Source organism: Pantoea graminicola, from assembly GCF_048452665.1.
GTDB lineage: Bacteria > Pseudomonadota > Gammaproteobacteria > Enterobacterales > Enterobacteriaceae > Pantoea.
The window spans coordinates 290,288-311,277 of record NZ_JBLWSJ010000001.1 but is presented as its reverse complement, the minus strand read 5'-3'; the positions used below and the strand labels follow the sequence as shown (position 1 = coordinate 311,277).

Below are 20,990 nucleotides of genomic sequence, written 5' to 3'. Positions count from 1 at the left end.
GGCTGGATTGATGCAGCGCAATTTACGCCCTTAACGCTGCGCTTTGCCAGCGGAATAGTTGGATATAAATCGCGATTAATTGATCTGGATTAACGCAATAAGTTTCCAGATAGAGTCGGGTAGGTTTCTTGTTAATGAGATGTCATTAATGAACTATGGAGTGGAATAATAATTTACTATTGTCACTATCTGTTAACGTAACAGAGGGCGTGATGGTCAGCTGACATCCCCTCCCCTCGCCGCTGACGGCGGTCGTTCTGTTCATTTCGCCCATAAAAAAAGCCACCCGAAGGTGGCTTCTTACACTCTGCCGATCAGACTCAGCGAGCAGGTAAAACGGCTTTCACCGCGTCACCAATGTCCGCCAGGCTGCGAACGGTTTTCACGCCTGCGGCTTCCAGCGCAGCAAACTTCTCATCTGCGGTGCCTTTACCACCGGCGATGATCGCACCGGCGTGACCCATACGCTTGCCTTTCGGCGCAGTCACACCTGCGATGTAGCCAACCACTGGCTTGGTCACATGCTCTTTGATGAAAGCAGCCGCTTCTTCTTCTGCGCTGCCGCCGATCTCACCGATCATCACGATCGCTTCCGTCTGCGGATCGTCCTGGAACATTTTCAGGATGTCGATGAAGTTAGAGCCCGGAATCGGGTCACCGCCGATGCCGACGCAGGTGGACTGACCGTAACCGATATCGGTGGTCTGCTTAACCGCTTCATACGTCAGGGTACCGGAACGGGAAACGATGCCGACGCGGCCCGGCTGGTGAATGTGGCCCGGCATGATGCCGATTTTGCATTCGCCTGGAGTAATGACGCCCGGGCAGTTTGGACCGATCATCCGCACGCCCGCTTCATCCAGCTTCATTTTCACGGTCAGCATATCCAGCGTCGGGATGCCTTCGGTGATGGTGATGATCAGTTTGATGCCCGCTTCGATCGCTTCCAGGATGCCATCTTTGCAGAAAGGCGCCGGAACGTAGATCACGGTGGCGGTGGCGCCGGTGGCTTCTACCGCTTCGCGCACGGTGTTGAACACCGGCAGGCCGAGATGGGTGGTGCCGCCTTTACCTGGGGTCACGCCGCCAACCAGTTGCGTACCATAGGCCAGCGCCTGCTCAGAGTGGAAAGTCCCCTGGCCGCCAGTGAAACCCTGGCAGATGACTTTGGTGTTTTTGTCGATCAGAATGGACATTATTTACCCTCCGCGGCAGCAACAACACGCTGTGCGGCGTCTGTCAGGCTGGTTGCTGCAATGATGTTCAGACCGCTGTCCGCCAGTTTCTGGGCGCCCAGCTCGGCGTTGTTACCTTCCAGACGTACCACTACCGGCACGTTCACACCCACTTCAGCGACGGCGCCGATGATGCCGTCGGCAATCAGGTCGCAGCGTACGATGCCGCCGAAGATGTTTACGAAGACGGCTTTCACCGCATCGTCAGACAGGATGATTTTGAAGGCTTCGGTTACGCGCTCTTTGGTTGCGCCGCCGCCGACATCCAGGAAGTTGGCTGGCTGACCGCCGTGGTGCTTAACGATGTCCATGGTGCCCATCGCCAGGCCTGCGCCGTTAACCATACAACCGATGTTGCCTTCCAGCGCAACATAGTTCAGTTCCCACTGCGTAGCATGGGCTTCACGCGGGTCTTCCTGGCTTGGATCGCGCATTTCGCGCAGCTCTGGCTGACGGAACAGCGCATTGCCATCGGCACCCAGTTTGCCATCCAGACAGATCAGATCGCCCTGTTTAGTGATGACCAGCGGGTTGATTTCAACCATCGCCAGGTCGCGCTCCAGGAACAGCGTCGCCAGACCCATGAAGATCTTGGTGAACTGACCAACCAGCTTACCGGTCAGGCCCAGTTTGAAGGCCAGTTCGCGGCCCTGATATGGCTGTGGCCCGGTCAGCGGGTCCAGCGCCATTTTGTGGATCAGGTGCGGGGTCTCTTCCGCGACTTTCTCAATTTCCACGCCACCTTCAGTAGAGGCCATGAAAATGACGCGACGCGTCGCGCGATCGACCACGGCGCCCAGGTAGAGCTCCTGATCGATATCTGTCGCCGCTTCCACCAGAATCTGGTTAACCGGCTGACCGTTTGCATCTGTCTGATAGGTTACCAGGCGCTTGCCCAGCCAGTTCTCAGCAAAAGCACGGATCTCTTCTTTGCTGTTAACCACTTTCACACCGCCCGCTTTACCGCGGCCACCGGCATGAACCTGACATTTAACTACCCACGGGCCTGCGCCAATTTTAGAGGCTGCTTCTTCCGCTTCGCGTGGTGTAGTACAGGCGTAACCCGTTGGTGCCGGCATGCCATACCGTGCAAACAGCTGTTTCGCCTGGTATTCGTGTAAGTTCATGATGTTCTATCCATTCAGGTCTGAAAAGAGTAATGAGGTTGGGCGCGCGAGGCGCGCCCGGTGAAAATCAGACATCCAGCAGCAGGCGCGCCGGATCTTCCAGCATCTCTTTCACTGCAACCAGATAACCCACTGATTCGCGGCCATCGATCAGACGGTGGTCATAAGAGAGTGCCAGGTACATCATTGGCAGCACGACAACCTGACCATTGACCGCCATCGGGCGATCTTTGATAGCGTGCATACCCAGGATGGCGCTCTGCGGTGGGTTGATGATCGGGGTGGACATCAGTGAACCAAAGACGCCGCCGTTGGTGATGGTGAAGTTACCGCCGGTGAGATCTTCAACGGTCAGCTTGCCATCACGGCCTTTCACAGCCAGCTCTTTGATTTTCTTCTCAATGTCCGCCATGCTCAGCGCATCCACATCGCGCAGAACCGGTGTCACCAGGCCACGCGGCGTGGATACGGCGATGCTGACATCGAAGTAGTTGTGGTAGACCACATCTTCGCCATCGATAGACGCATTCACTTCCGGATAGCGTTTCAGCGCTTCAACTACCGCTTTCAGGTAGAAAGACATAAAGCCCAGACGTACGCCGTGGCGCTTCTCAAACGCCTCGCCATACTGCTTACGCAGGTCCATGATCGGCTTCATGTTGATTTCATTGAAGGTCGTCAGCATCGCGGTGCTGTTTTTCGCTTCCAGCAGACGCTCGGCCACGCGCTTGCGCAGACGCGTCATCGGCACGCGTTTTTCGCTGCGATTCGCAACAGGCTGCTGGACCGCGGCGCTATCCGCTGCCGGTGCGGCGCTGCTGGCCTTTGGCGCGTTCGCCAGATGTTTTTCAACATCTTCGCGGGTCAGACGTCCGCCCACACCGCTGCCTTTGATCTGCGAGGCATCCAGGTTGTGCTCGGCAATCAGGCGGCGAATCGCCGGGCTGAGCGCATCGTTGCTCTCTTCTTCCAGAGACGCGGTCTGACGCTGAGCCGGGGTAGACTCTTTGCTTTCAGACTTCGCGCTGGTCTCTTTACCGGCACTGTTGCCCTCTTTCAGGCGACCCAGGATCTGGCGGGAAGTGACGGTGGCGCCCTCTTCTTCCAGAACGGCTTCCAGGATACCGTCAGCAGCGGCTGGCACTTCCAGCACCACTTTATCGGTTTCGATTTCAACCAGCACTTCATCGCGCGTGACGGCATCGCCTGGTTTTTTGTGCCAGGTTGCCACTGAGGCATCGGCAACCGATTCAGGCAGGTCGGGAACGAGAATATCTACGCTACTCATTATCTTTCCTTTTAATTAATTAACGTTCAGCGCGTCATTAACCAGGTCTTGCTGCTGTTGTTGGTGTACGGACATGTAACCCACGGCCGGTGAGGCCGAGGCCGGGCGGCCGGCATAACGTAAAGTGGCACCAAACGGCACAACTTCACGGAAGTGATGCTGACTGCAATACCAGGCGCCCTGATTCAGCGGCTCTTCCTGGCACCAGACAAAGTCCTGTACGTGAGAATACGCTTTTAATGCTTCCTGCACCGCCTGGTGCGGGAACGGATAAAGCTGCTCGATGCGGACGATAGCCACATCGGTCTGCTCGTTTTTACGACGCTGCTCCAGCAGATCGTAATAGACTTTACCGGAACAGAGCACGACACGTTTCACGCCCTGTGGATCCAGATCGTCGATCTCACCAATGGCTGGCTGGAAGCTGCCATTCGCCAGCTCATCCAGTGTGGAGATTGCCAGCGGGTGACGCAGCAGCGATTTCGGTGACATCACGATCAGCGGGCGACGCATACCGCGCAGCGCCTGACGACGCAGCATATGGTAAACCTGCGCTGGCGTGGATGGCACGCAGACCTGCATGTTCTGCTCTGCACAAAGCTGCAGATAACGCTCCAGACGCGCCGAGGAGTGCTCCGGGCCCTGACCTTCATAACCGTGCGGCAGCAGCATAACCAGGCCACACATCCGGCCCCACTTCTGCTCGCCGGAGCTGATGAACTGATCGATAACAACCTGAGCACCGTTGGCAAAGTCACCAAACTGCGCTTCCCAGATGGTCAGGATGCGCGGCTCTGCGGTGGCGTAGCCATATTCGAACGCCAGTACCGCCTCTTCAGAGAGCACGGAGTCCCAGACTTTGAACTGACCCTGGCCGCTGTGCACATGGTGCAGAGGGGTATAGGTCGAACCGTTTGACTGGTTGTGGATCACTGCATGGCGATGGAAGAAGGTGCCGCGACCGCTATCTTCGCCCGACAGGCGTACCGGAATGCCCTCATCCACCAGGGTGGCGTAGGCCAGGTTTTCCGCGCCGCCCCAGTCAAAGGCTTTCTCACCTTCAGCCATCAGACGACGGTCGTTATAGATTTTGGCGACACGCGACTGCACTTCCACCTCTTCAGGCACATGGCTGATACGCAGCGCCAGCTCCTTCAGACGTTTTAACTCAACCTGGGCCGGATAAGGCTCGTCCCACTCATGGTTGAGATAAGGCGACCAGGTAAAGGAGTGCAGGCTCATCGGACGCCATTCCGGCACCACACACTCGCCCGCATCCAGCGCATCGCGATAAAGATTGACCATCTCGGTCGCATCTTCCTGCGTGGCAACGGCTTCGCTTTCCAGACGGTCGGCGTAGATTTTGCGCGGCGTCGGATGCTTTTTGATTTTCTGGTACATCAGCGGCTGAGTCGCACTTGGCTCATCCGCCTCGTTGTGACCATGACGGCGATAGCAGACCAGGTCGATAAATACATCACGCTTGAAGGTGTTGCGGTAGTCGAGCGCCAGACGGGTGACAAACGCCACCGCTTCCGGGTCGTCCGCGTTGACGTGGAAGATCGGGGCCAGCACCATTTTGCCGATGTCGGTGCAGTAAGGGGTCGAACGCGCATCTTTCGGGTTGGAGGTGGTGAAGCCAACCTGGTTGTTGATGACGATGCGAACGGTGCCGCCCACTTCATAACCGCGCGCCTGAGACATGTTCAGGGTTTCCTGCACCACGCCCTGGCCGATCACGGCCGCATCACCGTGAATGGTGATCGGTAAGACTTTATTGCTGGCAGGCTCATCCAGACGATCCAGACGGGCGCGGACAGATCCCATGACCACCGGGCTGACGATCTCCAGGTGCGACGGGTTAAACGCCAGCGCCAGGTGAACCAGGCCGCCTTCGGTTTCCACGTCTGAGGAGAAGCCCATGTGATACTTCACGTCACCGGTGCCAAGATGCTCTTTATGCTTACCGGCGAACTCGTCGAACAGATCCTGCGGTTTTTTGCCCAGCACGTTGATCAGCACGTTGAGACGGCCACGGTGTGCCATCCCCAGTACGACTTCACGGGTGCCGCTTTTACCGGCGTGACGGATCATCTCGCGCAGCATTGGCACTAACGCATCGCCGCCTTCCAGCGAGAAGCGTTTGGCACCCGGGAATTTCGCGCCCAGGTATTTCTCCAGCCCTTCTGCTGCGGTCAGCTCTTTCAGGAAACCTTTCTTCTCTTCGTTGCTGAACGCTGCACGGCCTGCGACGGATTCAAGACGCTGCTGGATCCAGCGTTTCTCGTCCGTGTTGTTGATGTGCATATACTCCGCACCGATTGAGCCGCAGTAAGTCTGAGTCAGCGCCTCGAAGAGATCGGCCAGCTTCATGGTCTCTTTGCCGATGGCGAAAGAGCCGACGTTAAAGCTTTCCTGAAAATCGGCCTCAGTCAGATCGTGAAAAGCGGGATCGAGATCGGCGACCCGATCCTGTTTCCACAGGCCGAGCGGATCAAGATTGGCATGCTGATGGCCGCGGAAACGAAACGCGTTAATCAGCTGCAGCACTTTCACTTGCTTGGAGTTGGTTTCCGGATCGGAGAGAGATGAGGTGTAACGAGATGCGTCTTTCGCCAGGCGACGGAAGTACTCACGTGTGGTGGAGTGAAACTGCTCAGGTTTCATTCCGGTGCCCGGTAACTGTTGGAACATCGAGCGCCACACTGCATCGACAGAGTCAGGATCGGTCAGGAAATCCTCATAGAGCTGCTCTATGTAAGACTGATTCGCGCCGGCCAGCCAGGAAGAGTCCAGCCAGGGCTTCATCGCGCTGTTCTGCATTGTGATCCCTTAAGCATTGCTATGCTTTTTTGAGGTTTCATTTGTTGCCGCTTTCGCGGTTTGCCGTAGTGAGTTCAGCGATACGAGCACTCTGCGCAGCGCGCGTGGCCCGTAAGGGAACCTTTGTAAACGTGGTCATCACCGCGCTTACAGAGGCTTCCGTAAAACACCGGGAACCTGAGGTTCCCGGCAGAGAGTAACTATGCGCCGCGCTGCAGCAGCATCGACTTGATATGGCCGATGGCGCGCGTCGGGTTCAGCCCTTTCGGACAGACGCTCACACAGTTCATGATGCTATGGCAGCGGAATACGCTGAACGCATCGTTCAGATTGTCGAGACGCGACTCAGTTTCGGTGTCGCGGCTGTCAATCAGGAAGCGATACGCGGCCAGCAGACCGGCCGGACCGATGAACTTCTCAGGGTTCCACCAGAATGACGGGCATGAGGTAGAGCAGCAGGCACAGAGAATACATTCATACAGGCCATCCAGGTGCTCACGCTCATCCGGTGACTGCAGATGCTCGCGTGCTGGCGGATTTTCCCCATTATTCAACAGGAAAGGCTTAATTTTCTCATATTGAGCATAAAACTGGCTCATGTCCACGACCAGGTCGCGTACCACCGGCAGACCGGGTAAAGGACGGATAACAATTTTCTGTTTGCCGTTGCCCAGGGCCGAAACCGGCGTGATACAGGCCAGGCCGTTTTTGCCGTTCATGTTGAGGCCATCAGAGCCGCAGACGCCTTCACGGCAGGAGCGACGAAAGGCCAGCGTTGGATCTTTCTCTTTCAGGCGAATCAGCGCGTCCAGCAGCATCATGTCGCGGCCATCTTCCGATTCCAGGGTGTAATCCTGCATCCGTGGCTTGTCGTCAACGTCCGGATTGTAGCGATAAATTGAAAACTCAAGTCTCATGATCGTCTCCGAAATTAGTAGGTACGCACTTTCGGCGGGAAGGCCGCGCGCAGTTTCGGCTGCATGTTCACCTCACGGCGCGTCATGCTTTCGGTTTCCGGGACATAAAGACTGTGGCACAGCCAGTTTTCATCATCACGATCCGGGAAGTCGAAGCGACTATGGGCACCGCGGCTCTCGGTGCGGTAGTTCGCCGCCACCGCCGTGGCATACGCCGTCTCCATCAGGTTGTCCAGCTCCAGACACTCAATACGCTGGGTGTTGAAATCCGGTGAGCGGTCATCCAGACGGGCGGATTTCAGGCGCTGACGAATCTCTTTCAGCTCTTCCAGTCCCTGGGCCATCGCCTCGCCTTCGCGGAACACTGAGAAGTTGTTCTGCATGCAGCGCTGCAGCGCTTTACGAATTTCAACCGGGTCTTCACCGGTGGTGTTGTTTTCCCAGCGGTTGAAGCGTGCCATCGCCACATCAATCTCATCCTGGGTGGCATCGCGCAGTTCGCCCTGCTCCTGAATACTCTCCAGCAGATGCAGGCCGGCCGCACGGCCAAAGACCACCAGGTCGAGCAGTGAGTTACCACCCAGACGGTTAGCACCGTGCACCGACACACAGGCGATTTCGCCGACGGCGAACAGGCCCGGGATCACCACATCTTCGCCCTGCTCATTGACGCGCAGCGCCTGGCCGGTCACTTTGGTCGGAATACCGCCCATCATGTAGTGGCAGGTCGGGATCACCGGAATCGGCTCTTTAATCGGGTCGGCGTGCGCAAAGGTGCGCGACAGCTCAAGGATGCCCGGCAGACGGGATTCCAGCACCTCTTTACCCAGGTGGTCGAGTTTCAGTTTGATGTGCGGCCCCCACGGACCGTCACAGCCGCGACCTTCACGGATTTCGATCATCATCGAGCGCGCAACCACGTCGCGGCCCGCCAGGTCTTTAGCGTTTGGCGCATAACGCTCCATGAAGCGTTCGCCATGTTTGTTCAGCAGATAGCCACCTTCACCACGGCAGCCTTCGGTCACCAGGACGCCCGCGCCCGCGATGCCGGTCGGGTGGAACTGCCACATCTCCATATCCTGCACCGGCACACCTGCACGCAGCGCCATACCCACGCCGTCTCCGGTGTTGATGTGGGCATTGGTGGTGGACTGATAGATACGGCCAGCGCCGCCGGTCGCCAGAATGGTTGCTTTCGCTTTGAAGTAGACCGTTTCGCCGGTTTCGATGCAGATAGCCGTACAGCCGACCACCGCGCCATCGGCGTTTTTCACCAGATCCAGCGCATACCACTCCGAGAAGATAGTGGTTTTGTTCTTCAGGTTCTGCTGATAGAGGGTGTGCAGCAGGGCATGACCCGTGCGGTCAGCGGCGGCCGCGGTACGCGCTGCCTGCTCGCCACCGAAGTTCTTCGACTGGCCACCAAACGGACGCTGATAGACGCGACCATCTTCCAGACGGGAAAACGGCAGGCCCATGTGCTCCAGCTCCAGAATCGCTTCCGGGCCGGTTTTACACATATATTCGATCGCGTCCTGGTCACCGATATAGTCGGAACCTTTGACGGTGTCGTACATGTGCCATTCCCAGTTATCTTCATGGGTGTTACCCAGCGCAACGGTGATACCGCCCTGCGCAGAAACGGTGTGGGAACGGGTCGGGAAAACTTTAGACAGCAGCGCACAACTCTGGCCGCCCTGGGAGATTTGCAGTGCGGCACGCATGCCTGCGCCACCTGCGCCGATCACCACGGCATCAAACTCTCTGATTGGCAAACTCATTTACACACCCCACACCACAACAAAGCCATAAATCGCATACCACAACAGCGCCACGACAATCACAAACTGCAACAACAGACGGGTTGGCAGCGATTTAACGTAGTCTGTTAACACCTGCCACATTCCAATCCAGCCGTGGATCAGGATAGAAAACAGCGTCAGCAGCGTGAACACTTTGGTGAAGGCAGAAGCGAAGAAGCCACGCCACAGGTCATAGGTCAGCGTGTCTGTCATCACCACGAAACCGAGGATGTAGACGATGTAGAGTGTAATGAGAATTGCAGTTGCCCGCAGCAGCAGCCAGTCCTGAATGCCGTTGCGACCCAACGCGGATGCATTGCTTACCATACGAGGACTCCCGCCAGAATTGCCAGCACGACAGTGATCACAAAAGATATATGCGCTGAGCGCTTACCAGCCTGCAGCGTTTCAGCCAGATAACCAAAATCCATCAACATATGACGAATCCCGCTCACCGCGTGATAGGCCAGCGCAGTCAGGATGCCCCACATGATGAACTTCGCGAAGAAGCCATCCATAATGGACGCAGCATGCTGGAAACCTTCAGGAGAGGAGAGAGAGAGACCGAGCAGCCACAGCAGGATGCCAATAGCAACCAGGGTGATGACGCCGGAGACGCGGTGAAGAATGGACGATATTGCAGTAACGGGAAACCGGATCGTCGAGAGATCCAAGTTGACAGGTCTTTGTTTTTTCACGGTTTTGCCCACACAGCCTTTTTTTATTTTGCTTCCTCCGGACCTGAGGCGGAGTCTATTCACAACGCGTGGCAGACTTTAACCGTCACCAAAAAAGCAACATCCAGTGTTAAGTGACGCGGTAGTAAACGCTGGGTGGCTCCTGGTGTCAGGGTGTTCCGGAGACCTGGCGGAAGTATAGGAGGATCACATTCTGATTACAATTCCCCTACAAACTCTTTGGTATATTTTGGGTAGAACAGTGATCAGACTCACGATTTTCACAATTGATACAATTTTAATTATCTGATTTGACAATAGTTCAACAATTCAGTTACAAACTAAGCCTGTAAATTCCTATGATGCACAAAAGTTATGGGGATACACTTTCCCCTAAGCGCAAGTTATGTAACATTGCGATAATGAGCATTAAAAAGCATCAGGTTATTGGTTACCAAGAAGTTATATCCTGACCGGATCTTTAACAACCGCGATATGCAGCATGTCCATGGCTCACCGGTTCCTCCCGTGGAACGCGCCGCTCACTCTGTACCCTGCACCCGCTTTACCCCCGCAGAGTGATACTGTGTAGTTTTGCCAACCGCAACATGAACGCGTTTCAGGTGTCTAAAGATCCTTACCTACATAAGGCGCTATGGAGACGAAAATGACAGATAAAAAAGTAACGCTAACCCTGCAAGATGGAACATCGGTGGAGCTGGACGTGCTGAAGGGCACGCTGGGCCAGGATGTGGTTGATGTCCGCGCTCTGGGTTCAAGTGGCCTGTTCACCTTCGATCCCGGTTTCACTTCTACAGCGTCCTGCGAATCTAAAATCACTTTCATCGATGGTGATGAAGGCATCCTGCTGCACCGTGGTTTCCCGATTTCTGAGCTGGCTACCCACTCTAACTATCTGGAAGTCTGTTACATCCTGCTGAATGGCGAAGCGCCGAACCAGAAGCAGTTCGACGAGTTCCGTACCACCGTTACCCGTCACACCATGATCCATGAGCAGATTACCCGTCTGTTCCACGGTTTTCGTCGTGACTCTCACCCGATGGCCGTCATGTGTGGTGTGACCGGCGCACTGGCAGCGTTTTATCACGATTCACTGGATGTAAACATTGAGCGCCACCGCGAAATCGCGGCATTCCGTCTGCTGTCGAAAATGCCGACCATGGCGGCGATGTGTTACAAATATTCTATCGGCCAGCCTTTTGTCTATCCGCGCAACGACCTCTCTTACGCAGGTAACTTCCTGCATATGATGTTCGCCACGCCGTGCGAAGAGTACAAGGTGAACCCGGTGCTGGAACGCGCAATGGACCGTATCCTGATCCTGCACGCGGACCATGAGCAGAACGCCTCCACCTCAACCGTCCGTACCGCCGGTTCCAGCGGCGCGAATCCGTTTGCCTGTATTGCCGCGGGTATCGCCTCCCTGTGGGGACCGGCGCACGGGGGTGCCAACGAAGCGACCCTGCGTATGCTGGAAGAGATCAGCAACGTTGAGCATATTCCTGAGTTTATTAAGCGCGCCAAAGATAAGAATGACTCCTTCCGTCTGATGGGCTTTGGTCACCGCGTTTACAAAAACTACGATCCGCGTGCGACCGTGATGCGCGATACCTGCCATGAAGTGCTGAATGAGCTGGGGATGAAGGATGACCTGCTGGAAGTGGCGATGGAGCTGGAACACATTGCGCTGAACGACCCCTACTTCATCGAGCGTAAACTCTATCCAAACGTGGACTTCTACTCCGGTATTATCCTGAAAGCGATGGGTATTCCTTCCTCCATGTTTACGGTGATCTTCGCGATGGCCCGTACCGTTGGCTGGATTGCGCACTGGAAAGAGATGCACGACGAAGGCATGAAGATTGCCCGTCCGCGCCAGCTCTACACCGGTTATACCGAGCGCGAGTTTACCTCACAGCTGAAGAAGTAAGATCCAGGGCGGAGAGCGATCTCCGCCTGATGGGTTTGTCATACCCGGACGCTTCGCGGTACGCCTGCGCTGAGAACGGGCAGTTCGGAAAGGGGTGAAAGCCCTTATCCCGGACACGCCCGTTCCGCAGGGCTACGCACCGCCCAGAGGGGCGTCCGTTGCGCGATCTGAAAACGCGCCCGGCGTGTTATTCCGGGCGCGGAACGGTTTTCTCAGCGGCCCCCCTTCCCCGCGCGGCAGACTTCGCCCGTTTTGCCACCGTCTGATCCTGCGCGTCTCGCTTTATCCCTCTTCTTATCGCTGACACCCCGGACACCAGTAGAACGGCCGGGACGACAGCGTGCCCTTCTCGACGACCGTGCCACAGCGCCGGCATTTTTTGCCCTGCCGATGAAACACCTCAAACTGAAATGCCGCTTCCTCATGATATTTCTTCATGGTGCCGCGCATCCGGTAGGCGTGCCGCGGCACCGACAGCAGCGCCTCGCTGAATGCAGTCAGCTGATCTTCACTCAGATCCTGTGCCCGGTGGTGCGGCAGCAGCTGCGCCAGCCAGAGAATTTCGGCGCGCAGGTAGTTACCCAGCCCGGCCAGAAACGCCTGGTCCAGCAGCAGACCGCTGAACTGACGACGCCGGAAACGGGGCGACAGCAGCCGCTCCCGCACCTCTTCAACGGTCAGGGCACTGCTCAGCACATCCGGCCCGATGCGATTCAGGAACGGGTGCGCCCCCAGGGTATCGGCGTTAAGCAGTTCAATATCGGAGGCGCTGTAGAGCAGAATCGCTTTATCTGCTGTCGCCAGCCGTACCCGTAACTGACGGGTGGTATTGAGTTCGGTGTCGGGTTTTACAATGCGCCAGATGCCATAAAGCTGGTTATGGCTGTAGAGCGTCAGGCCGTTGCTGAAATGTGTCAGCAGCGCCTTGCCCCGCGTTTCAATGGCCTGCACCTGCTCACCAATTAATGCCGGTTCATAGGTTTTGAGCTGTGGAAACGCAAACCACGCTTCCGTTAACGGCTGCCCCACAATGGCAGCTTCGAGTTTATCCGCCACGCGGCGGATTTCCGGTCCTTCAGGCATCCTTCATCCTCTTAGTGGGTGGCACCGCCAGCCTGTTTAATATCGTCACCGGTCTCCAGCGTGACCCGAACAGCAATCTCCAGCGCCTGAACAATGGTCGCCAGCGCCATACTCGGCGCGCCGGGGTGCTGCGCCGCCTGTTCAGGCAGATAAGGGATATGGATAAAGCCGCCCCGCGCCGGGCTCTCCTGCTGCTGAAGCCAGTGCAGCAGGCCATACATCACCCGGTTACAGGTAAAGGTGCCCGCCGTCTGCGACACCGACGCCGGAATGCCCGCCTCCCGCACCGCGGCGACAATCGCTTTGATCGGCAGCCGCGAAAAATAGGCTGCCGGACCGCCGGCAACCACGGGTTCATCGACGGGCTGATGCCCGGCGTTATCCGGGATACGGGCGTCGTCGACATTAATACCGATACGCTCGACGGTAATGTCGCTGCGACCGCCCGCCTGCCCTACCGACAGCACCGCATCCGGTCTGATCTCCTCCAGCGCCTGGTTCAGCACGCCGAGGACCTCACGGAAGATCACGGGCAACTGGCGGATGACGATCTTCGCCCCGCCGATCGCTTTGCCCTCCAGCGTCCGCACCGCTTCCCATGAAGGATTAATCGTTTCACCGCCAAAAGGTTCAAAGGCTGTTATCAGGACCGTTTTCATGCTGCCTCACAGAAACATCAGGAAATAGAGCAGAAAAATGTTAACGATTAACAGTAGCACACCGGTCGGAATCTGAGCCCTGATCACCGCGTTTCGGTTGGGCAGTTCCAGCAGCGCCGCCGGGACAATATTGAAGTTGGCCGCCATCGGCGTCATCAGCGTGCCACAGTAGCCGGAGAACATGCCGATCGCCGCCATCACCGCCGGGTTGCCGCCGTGCTGCAGTACCAGAATCGGGATGCCGACGCCGGCGGTGATAATCGGAAAGGCGGCGAAGGCGTTGCCCATGATCATGGTTAACAGCGCCATGCCCACGGCATAGACGATGACCGCAATCAGGCGATTGTCCACCGCCAGCCAGGTCTGGGTCAGATGTGAAATCGCGCTGCCAACACCGGCGCTGGTAAACAGCAGCCCCAGGGTGGCGAGGATCTGCGGCAGGATAAAGGCCCAGCCTATCGAATCCAGCAGGCGGCGGGTCTCCTGCATCGACTGCACCGGTTTTTCATGGGTCAGTTTCAGGGCCACCAGCCAGCCCGCTACACAGCCGACCATCATCGAAAAGAGCGTCACCAGCGTTGCATGATTACCGGGTCCGAATACCGAATCCTGCAGGCCGGGAATATGGTTAAACACCAGCACGCCGACCACGGTGACCACCGGGATCGCCAGCGCGGGCAGGAAGAGTTTATTGCGCAGACTTTGTGCGCTGGCCTGCTTCTCCTCTTCGCTGCGCTGATGATAGCGTCCCAGCCGGACGCCGCCCAGGCCCGCAATCAGCGCCATGATGACCACCACGACCCCGACAGCGATGTGCAGCGTGCGGGTGCCCGCCGCTGCCGACCCCAGCCCCTGGCCCAGCAGATCTGCCGTCCAGTCACCGATCAGGAATATCAGGCCATACAGCGCCCAGAACAGGCCGGTCGTCAGGCGGCGCGGATTCGCGCGATCGCGCCAGGAGAGGATCGCCACCACCAGCAGCATGATGCCTGCCAGCCACATCAGATACTGTTGCTGGAACATTATGCGCCTCCTTTGGTCTTCATCGCCTGGCTGTTCAGCCGCTGCAGCTCACGCGCCAGCTGGCGGTCCAGTCGCACCAGACGAGCCGAGTGGATCAGGAACGCGGCCACCGCGGTCGGGATCCCCCACAACGCGATGTGCAACGGTTCGGTCTGGATCCCGGCGGACTCCTGCATGAAGTTATGCATAAAGATAATCGCACCAAAGGCGACGAAGATATCCTCGCCAAAGAACAGGCCGACGTTGTCGGTCGCCGCCGACATCGCGCGCAGACGGTGGCGCAACTCAGGTGTGATCTCGCCATAGCGATTCTCTGTTGCCCCTTCCGCCATCGGCGCCAGCAGCGGACGCACCATCTGCGGATGGCCGCCGAGGCTGGTCAGCCCCAGCGCGGCGGTGATTTCGCGTACAAACAGATAGACGATCAGCAGACGGCCTGCGGTGGCCGTTTTAATCTGCGCAATCCACGCCTGAGCCCGCTCTTTCAGCCCGTGACGCTCCAGCAGGCCAATCACCGCCAGCGGCAGCAGCAGGATCAGCGGCAGATTGCGGGTGTTCAGAAAGCCCGCGCCCAGCTTTTCCAGAATATCTGCCAGCGGCATCAGCGCGGCCAGCCCGGTCACGAACCCGGCGATGATCACCACCAGCACCGGATTAAAACGCAGAACGAAGCCGATCACGATGGCGGCAATGCCCAGTAATGGCCAGAGATTTACGGCACTCTCCATGATTTTCCCTCAGAGTGAAAAACCCGGCACGGGCCGGGTTAAAGGTTGTTATTCAGTCACTGGTGACGCGAATCTGCTGACGGGCAAACGCCTCACATAACCGCTGCGCAAACCGCAGGGCATGCGCACCGTCACCGTGCAGGCAGACGGTCTGCGCCTTCACCGCTACCCATTCTCCTGTGATGCTTTTTACCCTGCCCTGCTGCACCATCGTCAGCGTCTGCTCGATCGCCTGCTGCTCATCTTCAATCAGCGCACCGGGTTCACTGCGTGGCACCAGTGCGCCGGAACGGAGATAGCCCCGGTCGGCAAAGACCTCTTCCCGGGTGCGTAAACCGTAATGCGCCGCGGCCCGAATCGATTCGCTGTTGGCCAGCCCTACCAGGATCAGCTGGCTGTCGACCGCGCGGATGGCTCGGGCGATGGCGTCAGCCAGCACCGGATCGGCCGCGGCCTGGTTATACAGCATCCCGTGCGGCTTCACATGGATCAGCTGCGCACCCTCGCTTTCCGCCAGCGTTTTCAGCGCCCCGATCTGGTAGATCATCTGGCCGTAGACTGTTTCCGGCGGGAGCTGCATGGCGCTTCGGCCAAAGTTCTCCCGATCGGGAAAGGCGGGATGCGCACCAATCGCGACACCGGCAGCCTGTGCCCAGCGCACCGACTGCAGCATGGTCTGCGCATCCCCGGCGTGAAAGCCGCAGGCGATATTGGCCGAACTGACCCGCTGCAGCAGTGCCTGATCGCTGGCGCAGCCCTCGCCCAGATCAGCATTTAAATCAATCTTCATTGAGTCCCCACATCATCTGATCCAGTGCGCGCTGCTGATGCTGACGGGCCAGCATCGCTTCCGGCAGGGTGCAGTGAATAAAGTGAATCGGCTCACCCAGCCGGATTTGCGCCAGGTGATAGAGATCGGCTTCGATAACCGAGGCGATGCGCGGATAGCCGCCGGTGGTCTGCGCATCGGCCATCAGCACGATGGGCTGCCCGTTAGGCGGCACCTGAACCACACCCGGCATCACGCCGTGCGACAGCAGTTCACGCGGGCTTTCGCGTTTCAGCTTACGCCCCTCCAGCCGGTAACCCATGCGGTTACTCTGCGGGCTGAGCTTCCAGCCGGTACGCCAGAACGCCTGCTGCGCCTCGCGGCTGAATTCGTGATACTCCGGGCCAGGCAGTGCGCGGATGCGGTTGCCCCACAGCAGTTGCCGCACCCCAGCCTGACGGTCGAACTGACGCGTCGGTTTCCCCAGCGGGATCTGATCGCCATCCCGCAGGGTGCGTCCGTGAAACCCGCCAAACTGCGCTTTCAGGTCGGTGCTGGCCGAATCCAGCATCGCCGGGATAGCAAAACCGCCATGCACCGCCAGATAGCTGCGCATCCCGCGCAGCGGCATCGCCAGCGACAGGACCTGACCCCGTTTCACCGGGGTGCGCCAGCCCGTCCAGACCGGCTTGTCGTCAAGCTGCGCCTGGCACCCTGCGCCCGTCAGCGCAAACCAGCCGTCGCGGGTAAACTCCGCTTTGAACTGGCCGAGCACGATCTCCAGCACGGCGCTGTCCGGGGCATTGCCCACCAGCATGTTGGCGGTCAGCATCGCAGGCTGATCGAGAACGCCGCACGGACTGATCCCGAACTGGCGCCAGCCGTATCGTCCCGCATCCTGAAGGGTGGCGGCCAGACCGGCTCGCAGAATGTTTAACATACGCCCTCCTGCTGTGGCACAAAGCGGACCCGGTCGCCGGGACGGAGCAGAACGGGCGGTTGCCGTTGCGGATCAAACAGTGCCGTGCGCGTCTGGCCAATCAGCTGCCAGCCACCCGGCGAGGCGAGCGGATAGACGCCGGTCTGGCTGCCGCCGATACCCACCGATCCGGCGGGGACAGTGACTCTGGGTTCCGCCCGGCGCGGCGTGTGAAGACGCGGATCCAGCCCGCCAAGATAGGGAAATCCGGGCTGGAAGCCGATAAAGAAGACCACATACTCGCTGCTGCTGTGCAGCTCAACAACCTGAGGGGGCGTCAGCCCGGCCTGGTCCGCCACGACCGCGAGATCGGGCCCCGCCTCGCCGCCGTAGATCACCGGGATTGCGACCTGCCGTGACTCGGGCAGCTGCGCCTCGCTCTCTTCCCACCAGCGCTGCAGCCGCTCGATGGCATCCAGCGCATTCTGCTGGGGGTCACGCAGGAGCAGGGTGATGTTGTTCATGCCGGGGATCACCTCCAGCACGCTGTCGTAGGCGTGCAGCCGCTGGGTCAGCCCCCAGATACGCTGCTGGCTTTCCAGCGAGACCGGCGGTTCCAGCTCCAGCACGACAGCGCGTTCACCCAATAAATAACATCGTGCTCGTTGCAACAGCCACCTCCCGCCTGGTTAAAATCGCGCCAGGCCGATCGGATCCGATGCCCGGATCGACCCCTTGCTTATCGACTTAAAGCAAATAGTTATGCGAAAGTGACAGAGATGTGTCAACCGATTTCAGTCCTGCGCAGGCGCGCAGGACCGGGGAAGAGGGTCAGGCAGGATTAGGGATGTCGATGAAGGTGACGTCCAGGCCGTGATGCTGCGCCAGCCAGTCGCCCAGTGCTTTTACGCCGCCCCGCTCGGTGGCGTGGTGGCCTGCGGCAAAGAAATGCACCCCCTGCTCGCGGGCGCTATGGATGGTCTGCTCGGAGACTTCGCCGGTGATAAAAGCATCGACGCCCGCAGCGGCAGCCTGGTCAATAAAGCCCTGTCCCCCACCGCTGCACCAGGCGATGCGACGGATTAGCGCAGGCGCGTTGTCACCACAATGCAGCGGTTCGCGGCCCAGCCGTTCAGCGATGCGGCGGGCCAGCTGATCGCCGGAAAGCGGCTCACTCAGCTCACCGTGGAACACCAGCGGCATCACTTCCCCCTGCACCTCAATCTCCAGCAGCTTCGCCAGCTGAGTGTTATTCCCCAGTTCAGGGTGCGCATCGAGTGGCAGGTGCCAGCCATAAAGATTGATGTCGTTAGCCAGCAGGGTCCGCAGACGACGACGCTTCATGCCTTTGATCACCGCCGGCTCGCTCTTCCAGAAATAGCCGTGATGCACGATGATCGCATCGGCCTGGCGGGCCACCGCCTCATCCAGCAGCGCCTGACAGGCGGTCACACCGGTGACGACGGTTTTGATCTCGCTGCGTCCCTCGACCTGCAGTCCGTTGGGCGCATAATCGCTGAAGCTGTGGCTGTCGAGATGCTGATTGATCAGCGTCTCCAGTTCGTAATGGTTCATTCAGGCTCCTTCGAAGCCTCAGGCGGCGCTTTTCGCGCGCTCAAAGGCGTCTAATGTCTTTTTACGGGCTGCCTTATGATCCACGATTGGTGCCGGATAATCGAGTTTCTTCTTGTGCTTCTCCGCCCACTGATGCGGCTGATGAATATCGCTGTCGGGAACCTCGGCCAGCTCCGGCAGGTAGTGACGGATAAACTCTCCCTGCGGATCAAAGCGTTCGCCCTGAGTGGTCGGATTAAAGATGCGGAAATAGGGAGCCGCGTCCGTGCCGGTCGAGGCCGCCCACTGCCAGCCACCATTATTGGCCGCCAGATCCCCATCAATCAGCTGCTGCATGAAGTAGCGTTCACCTTCGCGCCAGTCAATCAGCAGATCTTTGACCAGGAAACTGGCGGTAATCATCCGCAGACGATTGTGCATCCAGCCCAGCTGATTCATCTGACGCATGGCCGCATCAACAATCGGGAAACCGGTCCTGCCCGCTTTCCAGGCCTCAAAATGGGCCGGGTTTTTCTGCCATTCGACGTTGCGCGTCCAGTCAATAAACGGCTGATGGCGGCACAGCGCCGGGTAGGCGACCAGCAGATGACGGTAAAACTCGCGCCAGATCAGCTCATTCAGCCAGGTGAACGCACGGCCATTTTCCAGCGCATCGGGATGTTCGTGCAGGAGACGATGCAGACACTGACGGGGCGACAGCACGCCAGTCGACAGATAGACCGACAGGCGGCTGGTCGCATCCAGCGCCGGCAGGTCGCGCTGAGCCGGATAATCGACCACCGGCTTGCCCGCGAAGTGGCGCAGCCGTTTCAGCGCGGCCTCTTCGCCTGCCGGAAAGCGTTCTTCGTCGAACGCTTCACAGGGGCAATCAAAGGCAGGGATCCGGGTGGTCTTCAGCGGCGCACCCTCGCGCGCTTTCGGTGCGGGTACGCACTCCGGTAATCCCTGCTGCAGACGGCGGACGAAGGCTTTGCTGAACGGCGTAAAGACCTTGTACATCGAGCGATCGCCGCTCTGCACGCTGCCTGGTGGCAGCAGCAGGCTGTCATCAAAGCCCTGACAGGTGACACCGGCGTCGTTAAGCCGCTTTTCAGCCTCGGCGTCGCGCTCGCGCTCATTCACTTCATACTGATAGTTGTAGAAAAGCTGATCGACCTTGTGCTCGTCGCAGAACGTCACCAGCGCATCGACGCTGTCGCCAAAAGCTTTACACGCTTTGTAGTGCAGTTCGATACCGCGTTCGGCCAGCGCATCCTGAACCGCGGTCAGGCTGGCATGAATAAATGCCGCCTGCTTTGGCGACATATCATGCTGCTGCCACTGCTCAGGTGTGGCAAGGAAAAGCGCCATCACCTTTGCTTTGCTGTCCCGGCAGGCGGCATGCAGTGCAAGATTATCGTTGATGCGTAAATCGTTACGCAGCCAGACCAGATGGGTGGTCATATGCCTCCTGAATTACTGTCCGTAGCGTAAGCACAAGGCTTCGGGATAGGGATCGAAATAGCGTTGCTGGGCCAGCCAGGGGTGCGGATACTCTGCCATGTAGTGTTTGAGGATCGTAATCGGTGCCAGCAGCGGCTGCGTCCCCTGACGATAGCGGTCAATCAGCGTTGCCAGCTCCTGACGCTGGGGTGAACTGAGCTGACGGCGGAAGTAGCCCTGCACATGCATCAGCACGTTAGTATGGTTACGACGTGACGCCGGACGGGACATCAGCGCCATCATGCGGTTGCGGTACTCAAAAGCGAAGGCATCCAGCGACTCCCACTGGCTCATCGATGCAACAAACGGACCCAGTTCGCGATATTTTTCCTGCGAGTGCGCCAGCATCATCAGCTTATAGCGGCTGTGGAAAGCAATCAGTCCGTGACGGGTCAGGCCGTTTTCCCACATCTCGTTGAACTCATGCAGCGCGCAGATGCGGCCGATAAAATTCTCACGCAGCGCCGGGTCATGCAGACGACCATCCTCCTCCAGCGGCAGCCAGGGCATCTCACGCTGCAGGAACGCCGCAAAAATACCGGTGCCGACTTTGCGGTTGTTATTATTATCAGGCTCGTAAACCCGCACCCGCTCCATGCCGCAGCTGGGCGATTTCGCGCACAGGATATAGCCAGACAGATGGTGCAGCGATTTCACCCGTTCGGCAGACCAGGCACGCATCTCCTGCGTCACCTCTTCACCGCCATCTTTGCTGAAACAGAGATGCAGTTCGTCATCATCCTGTTTTACCAGCCGTAACGCCGGACGCGGTGTAGGCAGGCCGATCGCCATTTCCGGGCAGATCGGTTCGAAGCGGACAAATGGGGTAAGATCCTGAGTCGCAAAAGTAAGACGTTTATGGCCACCATCAAACCTGACACTGTCGCCGAGCAGGCATGCACTGATTCCAACGGGGATTTTTTTGCCCATAC

General features: G+C 58.4%; 19 protein-coding genes. 1 reads left to right on the top strand and 18 read right to left on the bottom strand.

Going from position 1 to position 20,990, the window contains the following annotated elements; all coding sequences use genetic code 11:
* Positions 1-320: 320 nt before the first annotated feature.
* The 8 genes from sucD to sdhC form a co-directional block, all read right to left on the bottom strand.
* Positions 321-1,196, bottom strand: coding sequence for a succinate--CoA ligase subunit alpha (gene sucD, locus ACNY69_RS01620; protein ID WP_111141778.1), 876 nt, complete (start codon positions 1,194-1,196; stop codon positions 321-323).
* Positions 1,196-2,362 carry an ADP-forming succinate--CoA ligase subunit beta gene (sucC, locus tag ACNY69_RS01615; RefSeq protein ID WP_003853151.1) on the bottom strand — a complete coding sequence of 389 codons (1,167 nt, stop codon included), beginning with the start codon at positions 2,360-2,362 and terminating at the stop codon, positions 1,196-1,198. The genes sucD and sucC overlap by 1 nt, the downstream gene beginning before the upstream one ends.
* 67 nt (positions 2,363-2,429) lie before the next feature.
* Positions 2,430-3,650 (bottom strand): 2-oxoglutarate dehydrogenase complex dihydrolipoyllysine-residue succinyltransferase, encoded by a 1,221-nt coding sequence (gene odhB, locus ACNY69_RS01610; RefSeq protein ID WP_111141776.1) that lies wholly within the window; start codon positions 3,648-3,650, stop codon positions 2,430-2,432.
* A 15-nt stretch (positions 3,651-3,665) separates the two neighbouring features.
* On the bottom strand, positions 3,666-6,473 hold the full coding sequence (sucA, locus tag ACNY69_RS01605) for a 2-oxoglutarate dehydrogenase E1 component (RefSeq protein WP_418797189.1): 2,808 nt from the start codon (positions 6,471-6,473) through the stop codon (positions 3,666-3,668).
* A 200-nt stretch (positions 6,474-6,673) separates the two neighbouring features.
* A complete protein-coding gene (locus tag ACNY69_RS01600; protein WP_009091413.1) occupies positions 6,674-7,390 on the bottom strand; it encodes a succinate dehydrogenase iron-sulfur subunit in 717 nt (238 codons plus the stop codon).
* A 14-nt stretch (positions 7,391-7,404) separates the two neighbouring features.
* Positions 7,405-9,171 carry a succinate dehydrogenase flavoprotein subunit gene (gene sdhA, locus ACNY69_RS01595; protein WP_111141772.1) on the bottom strand — a complete coding sequence of 589 codons (1,767 nt, stop codon included), beginning with the start codon at positions 9,169-9,171 and terminating at the stop codon, positions 7,405-7,407.
* Positions 9,172-9,519 carry a succinate dehydrogenase membrane anchor subunit gene (gene sdhD / locus ACNY69_RS01590; RefSeq protein WP_009091417.1) on the bottom strand — a complete coding sequence of 116 codons (348 nt, stop codon included), beginning with the start codon at positions 9,517-9,519 and terminating at the stop codon, positions 9,172-9,174.
* A complete protein-coding gene (gene sdhC / locus ACNY69_RS01585) occupies positions 9,513-9,902 on the bottom strand; it encodes a succinate dehydrogenase cytochrome b556 subunit (protein ID WP_111141770.1) in 390 nt (129 codons plus the stop codon). The genes sdhD and sdhC overlap by 7 nt, the downstream gene beginning before the upstream one ends.
* Before the next feature lie 634 nt (positions 9,903-10,536).
* Between sdhC and ACNY69_RS01580 the strand changes: the two genes are divergently transcribed.
* Complete coding sequence (locus ACNY69_RS01580; RefSeq protein ID WP_111141768.1) at positions 10,537-11,820, top strand: citrate synthase; 1,284 nt, start codon at positions 10,537-10,539, stop codon at positions 11,818-11,820.
* Between the two features lie 294 nt (positions 11,821-12,114).
* On the opposite strand, the gene nei is transcribed toward ACNY69_RS01580, so the two are convergent.
* The 10 genes from nei to ACNY69_RS01530 all read right to left on the bottom strand — a co-directional run bounded on the left by nei (position 12,115) and on the right by ACNY69_RS01530 (position 20,988).
* Positions 12,115-12,903, bottom strand: coding sequence for an endonuclease VIII (nei, locus tag ACNY69_RS01575; RefSeq protein ID WP_293773695.1), 789 nt, complete (start codon positions 12,901-12,903; stop codon positions 12,115-12,117).
* Between the two features lie 11 nt (positions 12,904-12,914).
* Positions 12,915-13,562, bottom strand: a complete 648-nt coding sequence (gene pcp / locus ACNY69_RS01570; protein WP_111141005.1) for a pyroglutamyl-peptidase I — start codon at positions 13,560-13,562, stop codon at positions 12,915-12,917.
* 6 nt (positions 13,563-13,568) lie between these two features.
* Positions 13,569-14,585 carry a DUF979 domain-containing protein gene (locus ACNY69_RS01565; RefSeq protein ID WP_293773691.1) on the bottom strand — a complete coding sequence of 339 codons (1,017 nt, stop codon included), beginning with the start codon at positions 14,583-14,585 and terminating at the stop codon, positions 13,569-13,571.
* Positions 14,585-15,313 carry a DUF969 domain-containing protein gene (locus ACNY69_RS01560; RefSeq protein ID WP_111141009.1) on the bottom strand — a complete coding sequence of 243 codons (729 nt, stop codon included), beginning with the start codon at positions 15,311-15,313 and terminating at the stop codon, positions 14,585-14,587. Before ACNY69_RS01560 ends, ACNY69_RS01565 begins: the two co-directional genes overlap by 1 nt.
* Positions 15,314-15,365: 52 nt before the next feature.
* Positions 15,366-16,103: a 5-oxoprolinase subunit PxpA gene (pxpA, locus tag ACNY69_RS01555; RefSeq protein ID WP_418797186.1), complete on the bottom strand. Its 738-nt coding sequence runs from the start codon at positions 16,101-16,103 to the stop codon at positions 15,366-15,368.
* Positions 16,093-17,022 carry a 5-oxoprolinase subunit PxpC gene (gene pxpC / locus ACNY69_RS01550; RefSeq protein WP_111141013.1) on the bottom strand — a complete coding sequence of 310 codons (930 nt, stop codon included), beginning with the start codon at positions 17,020-17,022 and terminating at the stop codon, positions 16,093-16,095. The genes pxpA and pxpC overlap by 11 nt, the downstream gene beginning before the upstream one ends.
* Complete coding sequence (gene pxpB, locus ACNY69_RS01545; RefSeq protein ID WP_111141015.1) at positions 17,016-17,672, bottom strand: 5-oxoprolinase subunit PxpB; 657 nt, start codon at positions 17,670-17,672, stop codon at positions 17,016-17,018. The genes pxpC and pxpB overlap by 7 nt, the downstream gene beginning before the upstream one ends.
* Positions 17,673-17,832: 160 nt before the next feature.
* Complete coding sequence (locus tag ACNY69_RS01540) at positions 17,833-18,576, bottom strand: type 2 GTP cyclohydrolase I (protein WP_367396164.1); 744 nt, start codon at positions 18,574-18,576, stop codon at positions 17,833-17,835.
* A gap of 18 nt (positions 18,577-18,594) precedes the next feature.
* Positions 18,595-20,019 (bottom strand): deoxyribodipyrimidine photo-lyase, encoded by a 1,425-nt coding sequence (phrB, locus tag ACNY69_RS01535; RefSeq protein WP_418797184.1) that lies wholly within the window; start codon positions 20,017-20,019, stop codon positions 18,595-18,597.
* Between the two features lie 12 nt (positions 20,020-20,031).
* Entirely contained in the window at positions 20,032-20,988 is a 957-nt protein-coding gene (locus ACNY69_RS01530; protein ID WP_111141021.1) for a YbgA family protein, read from the bottom strand.
* Positions 20,989-20,990: the final 2 nt, after the last annotated feature.